General features: G+C 63.3%; 5 protein-coding genes. 3 read left to right on the top strand and 2 right to left on the bottom strand.

Annotated elements, in window-relative coordinates; genetic code table 11:
• Window positions 1-925 (bottom strand): sigma-54-dependent transcriptional regulator (locus ACY69P_RS10490; protein WP_462327428.1); only part of this gene is annotated, 925 nt, incomplete at its 3' end.
• Entirely contained in the window at window positions 922-2,700 is a 1,779-nt protein-coding gene (locus ACY69P_RS10485; protein ID WP_462327427.1) for a transporter substrate-binding domain-containing protein, read from the bottom strand. The genes ACY69P_RS10490 and ACY69P_RS10485, both read right to left, overlap by 4 nt.
• A gap of 294 nt (window positions 2,701-2,994) precedes the next feature.
• Between ACY69P_RS10485 and ACY69P_RS10480 the strand changes: the two genes are divergently transcribed.
• From ACY69P_RS10480 to cobD, 3 genes are all read left to right on the top strand, one after another.
• Window positions 2,995-4,368, top strand: a complete 1,374-nt coding sequence (locus ACY69P_RS10480; protein WP_459900598.1) for an MATE family efflux transporter — start codon at window positions 2,995-2,997, stop codon at window positions 4,366-4,368.
• Window positions 4,369-4,631: 263 nt separating this feature from the next.
• The gene (gene uvrA, locus ACY69P_RS10475) at window positions 4,632-7,397 is read left to right on the top strand and encodes an excinuclease ABC subunit UvrA (RefSeq protein WP_462327426.1); all 2,766 of its coding nucleotides are present in this window, start codon (window positions 4,632-4,634) and stop codon (window positions 7,395-7,397) included.
• A 207-nt stretch (window positions 7,398-7,604) separates the two neighbouring features.
• A partial coding sequence (gene cobD, locus ACY69P_RS10470) for a threonine-phosphate decarboxylase CobD (RefSeq protein ID WP_462327425.1) occupies window positions 7,605-9,109 on the top strand: 1,505 nt, incomplete at its 3' end.

Raw genomic sequence — 9,109 nt, 5'->3', positions numbered from 1 at the left:
CGTCCTGCACCTTGTGTTGCAGGTCCTGATGCGTGGCCACGATGACGCGGGCCTGCATGAGTTTGGGCCTGTCGCTGCCAAGGGGGTAGAATTCATTCTCCTGCAACACGCGCAGCAGCTTCACCTGCGATTGCAGGCTCAGGTCGCCGATTTCGTCGAGGAAGAGGCTACCGCCGCGCGCCTGTTCAATCATGCCCGGACGGGTTGTCCCCGCGCCGGTAAACGCGCCGCGGGTGTGGCCAAAGAGCGTATCCGCAAAGCTGGTGTCGTCCAGCCCCGCAACATTCACGCTCACCAGCGGGCCTTTGCGCTCGCTCAGGGTGTGGATGGCCTGCGCCACCAATTCCTTGCCCGAGCCGGATTCGCCCGTCACCAACACGGGCTGGGTGCTGGGGGCTACGGATTCAATGTACTTGAACACGGCCAGCATGCAGGGCGACACGGTGACGATGTCCGCGAAGGCCTCGGGGTTTTGCAGCTCGCCGGTGAGGATGCGTTTTCGCATGCCGCTGTTGACGGTGTAGAGCTCCTGCGTGCGGATGGCGCGCAGCACGCCCTTGGTCATGTGCTCCTGCGCGTCGGTTTTGACGAAGTAGTCAAAGGCCCCTTGCTTGATGCAGCGCACGGCGGTTTCCAGCTGGTTCATGCCGCTGATGATGATGACCTGAATGTGCGGGTACTGCTCGGTAATGGCGTCCAGCAGCTGTTCGCCGCTGAAGCCGGGCATGGTGAGGTCGAGCAGGATAAGGCCCACCTGCTCGCGCGAGAGGATGTCCATGACCTGCGTGCTGTCGTCGCAGGCGAGGACGTTGTTGATGCCCGCCGTGCGCTCAAGGGTGAGGCTGAGGCTCCTGAGCCACGCGGGTTCGTCGTCCACGAGCAGAACCTTGAAGGACGGATAGATGGTTTCCGTGGCGGGAATCATGAGGTGTACCTCCTTGCGAGTTGGGCTTCATTCTCCGCTGCGGCGGGGATGGAGAGGGTGACGGTGGTGCCCTGACCGGGTGTGGACTCAAAGTCCAGCGCGCCGAAGTGCTCCTTAACAATGCCTGCGGAGACGGACAGGCCAAGGCCTGTGCCGCCGGACTCGCGCTTGGTGGTGAAGAAGGGGTCGGTGATGTTGTCCAGATGCTCCTGCGGGATGCCGACGCCTTCGTCCTGTACGCGCAGGATGACGGCGTTGGCGGTGGAGTCGTATCCGGTGGTGATGGCGATGCCGTGGTCCTTGCCGGGCAGCGCCTGACAGGCGTTGAGCACAAGGTTGATGATGACCTGTTGAATACGCCGCGAACTGCCGGTGACGGTGGGCAGGTCCGGCGCGAGGGTCACGGTGACGGCGTTTGAGGACTTCTTCATGGCATTGCGCACCAGCCGCAGGGACGCCTTGACCAGATGGTTGAAGTCCAGCGGCTCCATCTCGTAGCGCTCGCCCTTGCGGGAGTAGTCCTTGAGGTCGCGCACGATGTTTTTGATGCGGTTTGCGCCGTCGAGCATATCGCTGATCATTTGCGGCACTTCGTCGCGCATGCGGGAGTATGGCAGCCCGCCCATGAGAAAGTCGCCGTGCTCGTCGTAGTAGTGGTCCAGCACCTCGGCGGCGTCCTCGTAGGTGTCGGCGAGGACGGGCAGGTTCATGAGCATCATGCCGTTGGGGTTGTTGATTTCGTGCGCCACGCCCGAGGCCATCACGCCAAGGGTGGCCATGCGGTCCGAGTGGATGATGACCTTTTGCTTGCGCTCCAGCTCGCGCTTGGCCTCAAGGTTTTTGCGGGCTTCCTCGCGCAGTTCGTTGGTGCGTTCTTCCACCTTATGGCGGAGCATATGCGTCCAGAGCAGGCTGCCCATAAGGATGAGCAGCAGCGGCCCCAAAATCCACGCGCCGTACCACATCACCGTGCGCCACGAGAGCGCGTCCGGGCTGGGGACGGAAAGCCACTTATTGCACAGCTCGCGGTAGGTGCCGTCCTTTTTGAGGGTTTCCAGCCCGGCGTTGATGGTCGCCAGCAGGTGCGCCTTGTCCGGGCGCGTGGCGTAGCAGTAGTGTTGCAGGGAAAAGGGCGTACCGATGGGGAAGATATTGTCCAGATCGTTGCTATGCACCATGTAGCGGCCCGCCGTTTGGGAGACGAGGGCAAAGTCCCCGTGCCCCGCCGCCAGCTTGCGCAGGGCGTTTTCGTGGTTGTAGGCGGGAATGATGCGGATGCGTGGATAGTTTTGGGTGAGGGTGTCGTACATGGCGCCGCCCTCCTCCACGATGACTTCGGCGTCCTCCATGTCGTCCAGCGAGGTGGCAACGGGCGAGTCGTCCCGCGCGAAAATGGAGTATTCCACTGTGGTGTACGGCTCGGAGAACGACAGCGTGCTCTCGCGCGCGGAGGAGTGCGAGATGCCTTGCAGAACGTCGATGTCGCCTTCGGCAAGGGCCTCGCGCATGTTCTTCCACAGCCCAAGGCGGATGGTGATGTTCATGCCCGTGACCTTGGCGAGGGCGCGGGTGAGGTCCACGTTAAAGCCTGCGGGGTCGCCGGAGTCGTTGAGGAATTCATAGGGCGGGTAGTGCAGGTCGCCGCCAACCACGATGGAGTGTGGCGTCTCCCCGGCCTGTGCGGGCGGGGGAACAAGGGCGGAAAAGGCAACCACCGCCAGGCAGATAAAGGCCGTGACCTTTACGGGAAAATACATAATGTTGCGTATGCGCATGGTGTGTATCGGGTGGCCAAAGGGCCGGTTGTCGTCATGAAAAGTGGTGCGCAGCCGGGCGAAAAGCGTGGCGAGAGAGGGGAAGGGGCCGAAGGGCGCGCACCCCGGGGCGCTCCCGGAGGGCACAAAGGTGTCCGACAGGCGACCTCTACAGCGAAGGCGCAGTGTTGACAAGGGGGGCGTGCCGCAGGGCTGGGCCGGGAGTTGACTATTTATTTGAGGCGGCCTAGGGGGACTCTGCCGGCAGTGCGGGCAAGAGTGGCTTGCCCGTCAGACCGGAGAATGGAGAGAAAAATGTCTATTGATCGGTGGAGTGCGCCCAACGGCTACCGCGACGTGCTTCGCGTTGGTATGCCGCTGGTCGCGAGCATGGCTTCGGCCACCATTACCATGTTCACGGACCGCGTGTTCCTCGGGCACTATTCCCTTGAGGCCCTTGCGGCGTCGATGACCGCAAGCACCATGAATTTTCAGTTCATCGCGTTCTTTTCCGGGCTTGCCACCTATGTGAACGTATTCATTGCGCAGTACACCGGCGCGCGCCAGCCGCATCAGGTTGGCCCGGCGCTGTGGCAGGGTGTGTGGTTTAGCCTTTTGTCGGCGGTGTGCATGGTGCTGCTGGCCTTGCCTGCGGAGGCGATCTTCGCCTTTGGCGGGCACGACCCGGCCGTGCAGGTGCTGGAGGTCGAGTACTACCGCATCCTGTGCTACGCTTCGGGGTTCAATATCCTCACCGTCACCCTTGGCGAGTTCTACACCGGACGCGGCCTGACCCGCCCGGTGATGATTGTGAATATGATTGGCGCGGCGGTGAACATTCCGCTGGACTATATGCTCATCAACGGCGTTGGCCCGTTCCCGGAGCTGGGCATCCGCGGCGCAGGCATCGCCACGGGCGTGGCGTGGGCGCTGACGGCGGTCATCTTTGTGCTGATGGTGTTCCGCCGCCGCAACGAGGAGCAGTACGGCGTGCTCTCCGGCTGGCATTGGAATCCGGCCAAGTTCAAGCGCCTGCTGGTTTACGGCCTGCCAAGCGGCTGTGAGTTCTTCTTTGACGTGTTCGCGTTTGCCTTCTTTATCCTGCTGGTGGGCCGCCTTGGCAACGTGCAGCTGGCGGCGACGAATATGGTCCTGAGCGTGAACCACTTTAGCTTTATGCCCATGGTGGGCCTGCACATCGCCGCGCAGACGCTGGTGGGGCAGGCCATTGGCGCAGGGCGGCCTGACGACGCCGCCGAGGCGACGCGCAGCGTCCTGCACCTGAACGTTGGCTGGGCGCTGGTGATGATGTCCATCTACCTGCTGTTCCCGGACGCCTTGTCCGCCATGTTCCGCCCAAGCAGCTTTACGCCCGAGCAGTACGCCCCCGTGCGCGAGGCCGGACGCATTTTGCTGGTCATTGTGGCGGTGTACACGCTGTTTGACGCGGTGGTGTTCTCGTACTTTGGCGCGCTCAAGGGCGCGGGCGACATCCGCTATACCCTCAAGGTGATGTCCCTGTCGTCGGTGTTCATTATGGCCCTTGGCACCTACCTTATTCTGGAGGTGTTCCAGCTGGGGCTGTACGCCGCGTGGGGCGCGATGCTGGCGCATATCGGCACGCTGATGTTCTTCTCGTGGCGGCGTTTCCGTCAGGGGCAATGGCGCAGTATGAGCGTTATCCGCTAGGCGGCGGGCGCTTAAAGACGTTGCAGAAACGCGCGGGGCGGCTTGGGCTGCCCCGCGTTTTTTATGGGCGCCGGCAGGGCGGAACGCGTTCCGGCGGGGGCGCTGAGGCGGCTTCTCCTGCAATATCCGGTGGCTGCGCTGTTTCCCACTGTTCCACTTGCCATACGCGCCATGATGGTTAGACTCTCGGTTTCGGGCTGAGGCCTCGGCCAGCCGCTTTGGTGCGGAGAATTCACTACACCGGGAAGAAAGCAAGGTGTTTGATGCAGAACAACAACTGCGTACATATAGAAGGCGCACGCCAACATAACCTCAAGGACCTGACGCTGGATATTCCGCGCAACGAACTTGTGGTGGTGTGCGGTCCGAGTGGTTCGGGCAAGTCCACCCTGTCCTTTGACATTGTCTATGCCGAAGGGCAGCGGCGGTATGTGGAGTCCCTGTCCGCCTACGCGCGGCAGTTTCTGCCGCAGATGGACAAACCCGATGTGGACAAGATTGAGGGGCTGACCCCCGCCATTTCGCTGGAACAGCAGACCACCTCGCGCAATCCGCGCTCCACCGTGGGCACGGTGACGGAGGTGTATGACTTTTTGCGTGTGTTCTTTGCGCGCCTTGGCACCATGTACTGCCCCAAGTGCGGGCGGCCCATTCAGGCCCAGACCACGGACGAAATCGTTGAGAACATCGCGGGCCTGCTGGAGCGGACGAAGTTTCTGCTCCTTGCCCCCCTTGCCGAGCAGAAAAAGGGCACGCATCAGGACCTGTTCAAAAAACTGCGGAGCGAGGGCTTTGTGCGCGTGCGCGTCAACGGCGAGGTGACCGGCCTCGACCCCATGCCCGAGCTGGACAAGAAGAAAAAGCACACCATCGAACTGGTGGTGGACCGCCTCGTGGCCAAGCCGGACATGCGCAAGCGTTTGGCGGATTCCGTGGAGCTGGCCCTCAAATACGGCGAGGGACGGCTGACCGTGGGCATTGTCGGCGGCGAACGCGATGGCGAGGACGTGCTGTATTCCTCCGAGGCCGTGTGTCCGGAGTGCCGCATCAGTCTGCCGCCGCTGTCGCCACAGCTGTTCTCCTTCAACAGCCCGCAGGGCGCGTGCCCCAAGTGCTCCGGCATTGGCAGTGTGGACTACTTTGAGCCGAACCTTTTGGCCCCGAACAAGGGTCTGTCCCTATCCACTGGGGCGGTTATTCCATGGAAGAACCCCCGCGTGTTCTCCCGCTATAGCGACGCACTGAAAAAGCTGGGCAAGGCGTACGGCTTTACGCTGGATACGCCGCTGGCTGAATTTTCGCAGGAGGCCATGGACGCGCTGTTCCACGGCGCGCCGGAGACCGACTGGCCCGGTGTGCTGACGCATATGGAAACAGGCATGCAGTTCGGCCACATCTGGCGCGACGAGCTGTCCCGCTTCCGTCAGAGCCGCCCGTGCCCAGCCTGCAACGGTGCGCGTTTGCGCCCGGAATCCCTTGCGGCGCGGGTGGCGGACCTGAATATTTTTCAGTTCACCAGCCTGTCCATCCGCAAGGCCCTCGCGTGGCTGGAAGACCTGCGCTTTGACGGGCATCTGGACATGATTGCCGGGCCGCTCCTCAAGGAGCTGACCCACAGGCTGTCCTTTCTCGTCAACGTGGGGTTGGACTACCTGAGCCTTGGCCGCAACATGGCGACATTGTCCGGCGGCGAGGCCCAGCGCATCCGCCTTGCCGGACAGCTGGGGTCCGGCCTTGTGGGCGTGACCTATGTGCTGGACGAGCCGAGCATTGGCCTGCATCCGCGCGACAACGACCGCCTGCTGGAGACCCTGCGCAGCTTGCAGGGGCGCGGCAATACCGTGCTGGTTGTGGAGCATGATGAAGCCACCATCCGCAACGCCGACCACATTGTGGAGCTTGGCCCCGGCTCGGGCTGGCTTGGCGGCGAGATTGTCTATCAGGGCAATGTGGCGGGCCTGATGAAGTGCAAAAAGAGCCTGACGGGCCAGTATCTGCGCGGCGACCTGATCATCGAGCAGCCGGAGCACCGGCGCGAGCCGCGCGGCCACGTGACCATGAAGGGCGTGACCACCAACAACCTGCAGGGCCTTGATGTGGCCATCCCCATGGGCTGCCTGAGTGTGGTCACGGGCGTATCCGGTTCCGGCAAAAGCTCGCTTGTGGTGGATTCGCTCTACAAGCATCTGGCCTTGGCGCGCGGCATCAAGGTGGACGAACCCGGCCAGCTGGCGGGCATTGAGGGCATGGAGGACATTGAGCGCATCATCTCCATTGACCAGACGCCCATCGGCCGTACGCCGCGGTCCAACCCGGCGACGTATACCAAGATATTCGACGAGATCCGCAAAATCTTCGCCCAGACGCAGGAGGCGCGCGCCAGAGGCTACCAGCCCGGCCGCTTCAGCTTCAATGTGAAGGGCGGACGCTGTGAAGCCTGCCGTGGTGACGGGTTCCTGCGCGTGGAGATGCACTTTTTGCCCGACGTGTTCGTGAAGTGCGACGTTTGCGGCGGCAAGCGCTACAACCGCGAGACGCTGGACGTCACCTACAAGGGCAAGAACATCCACGAAGTGCTGGATATGACCGTGCGGCAGGCCGCCAAGTTCTTTGAGAACTATCCGACCCTCAAGCGGCGCCTTGCCATCCTTGAGGACGTTGGGCTGGAGTACCTGCGCCTTGGGCAGCCCGCCACCACGCTGTCCGGCGGCGAGGCCCAGCGCATCAAGATATCGCGCGAGCTTGGCAAGCGAAGCCTGCCGGGGACGCTGTACATCCTTGACGAGCCGACCACCGGCCTGCACATGCACGAGGTGGGCAAGCTCATCAAGGTGCTGCACCGGTTGGTGGATAAGGGCGCGTCCGTTGTGGTCATTGAGCACAATACCGACGTGGTGCGCGCGGCGGACTGGGTCATCGACCTTGGCCCCGGCGGCGGCGAAAACGGCGGCCGCATCGTGGCGCAGGGCACCCCGGAGGACATCATTGCCAACCCGAATTCCGTGACGGGCAAGTTTATCGCCCGCTAGGCGGCCCCTTTTGACGTGGACGGCCCCCGCCCGGCCAAGGCCGGGCGGGGGCTTTTTCGTTGTGTGGCGGGCAGGCGTGCGGTTATCGCCTTGCATCTTTGACGATTTTGTATCACACAGCTTACGCAACGTTTCGATGAATCTCATACCGCCCTGCACAGGCCGCACTTTGATGCGCGGTGGGGGCGTGCTAGGGTTGGCACCATCATGCAGCAGAACAGACACGGCGGAAATATATGGGATCTGGCCCGCAGGGCCGGATGCGCCCCGGAGGACATCACGGACTTTTCGGCCAATATCAATCCCCTTGGCCCGCCGTGGTGGTTCCGTGCGGAGGTGAGCGCGCGCCTGTCCGGGCTGGCGCATTATCCCGAGCCCCATTGCGACAGCCTGTGCGCCGCTGCGGCGCAGCGTTTTGGCATCACGCCGGATGAGGTGCTGGCGGGCAATGGCTCCACCGAAGTGCTCCACGCCGTGCTGGCGGCCCTGCGTCCGCCCCGCGCCATTCTTCCCGTTCCGGCCTACAGCGATTACCGCCACGCCTGCGAGGTGGCGGACATTCCGGTGACCACCATCGCCCTGAAGCAAGGGGCGGGCTTTATGCCGGATGTGCAGGCCATCGCCGCCGCGCTGGTTGATGCCCCGGAGGGCACGGCCGTCTTCATTGGCCAACCCAACAATCCCACCGGCCGCACCATGGACCCGCAGGCCCTGCGCGATATGGCGGCGGAGCACCCCTCGGCGCTGTTCATCGTGGATGAAGCCTTTGCGGACTTTGTACCCGAACTGGACCGGCTGGCCGCATCGCGCCCGCAGAATGTTGTGGTTTTGCATTCGCTCACCAAATTTTACGCCATTCCCGGCTTGCGGCTGGGGCTTGGCTACGCTGCGCCGGACGTGGCGGCGCGCATCCGGCGGCGCATTCCCAACTGGTCGGTGAATGGTCTGGCGCAGGCTGTGGGCCTGCGCGCCCTTGCCGATGAGGACTACGCCCGGCGCACCGTGGAGCAGACCGCCGCCCTGCGTACGGAGCTTTTTGAGGCGCTGTGCGAGCTGGAGGGCCTGAGCGTGCTGTCCGGCGAGGCAAACTTTCTGCTCTGCCGGGTGGACGCGCCCGGATGCGACGCGCAGGCCGTTGCGGAGCGCTGCATTGCCGAGCGTGTGGCCATCCGCGTGTGCCATAACTTTGAGGGACTGGACGAGTGCTGGTTGCGCGTTGCGGTACGTCCCCGCAAGGAAAATGCGCAGTTGGTGGCTGCCCTGACCCGCGCGCTGCCCCGTGCGGTTGACGCGGCAACGCCGCCGCGCATCATCCTGCCGCGCAAGACGCCCGCCATTATGATGCAGGGCACCTCGTCCAACGCGGGCAAGAGCGTCTTGGCCGCCGCACTCTGCCGCGTATTGCTTCAGGACGGCTATGACGTTGCGCCCTTTAAGGCGCAGAACATGTCGCTGAACTCCTATGTCACCCGCGATGGCGGCGAGATGGGCCGCGCGCAGGTGACGCAGGCGCAGGCCTGCCGTCTGGACCCGGACGTGCGCATGAATCCGGTGCTGCTCAAACCGTCCAGCGATACCGGCTCGCAGGTTATTGTGTGCGGCTCTCCAGTGGGCAACATGGACATCACAAAATACATGCACTATAAGCGCGAGGCCGCGGCCCGCGCCCGTGATGCATACGACTCCCTCTCCAGTGAGCATGAGATCATGGT

This window comes from Desulfobaculum sp. (assembly GCF_054921475.1).
This window is presented reverse-complemented; position numbering and strand designations above follow the sequence as displayed.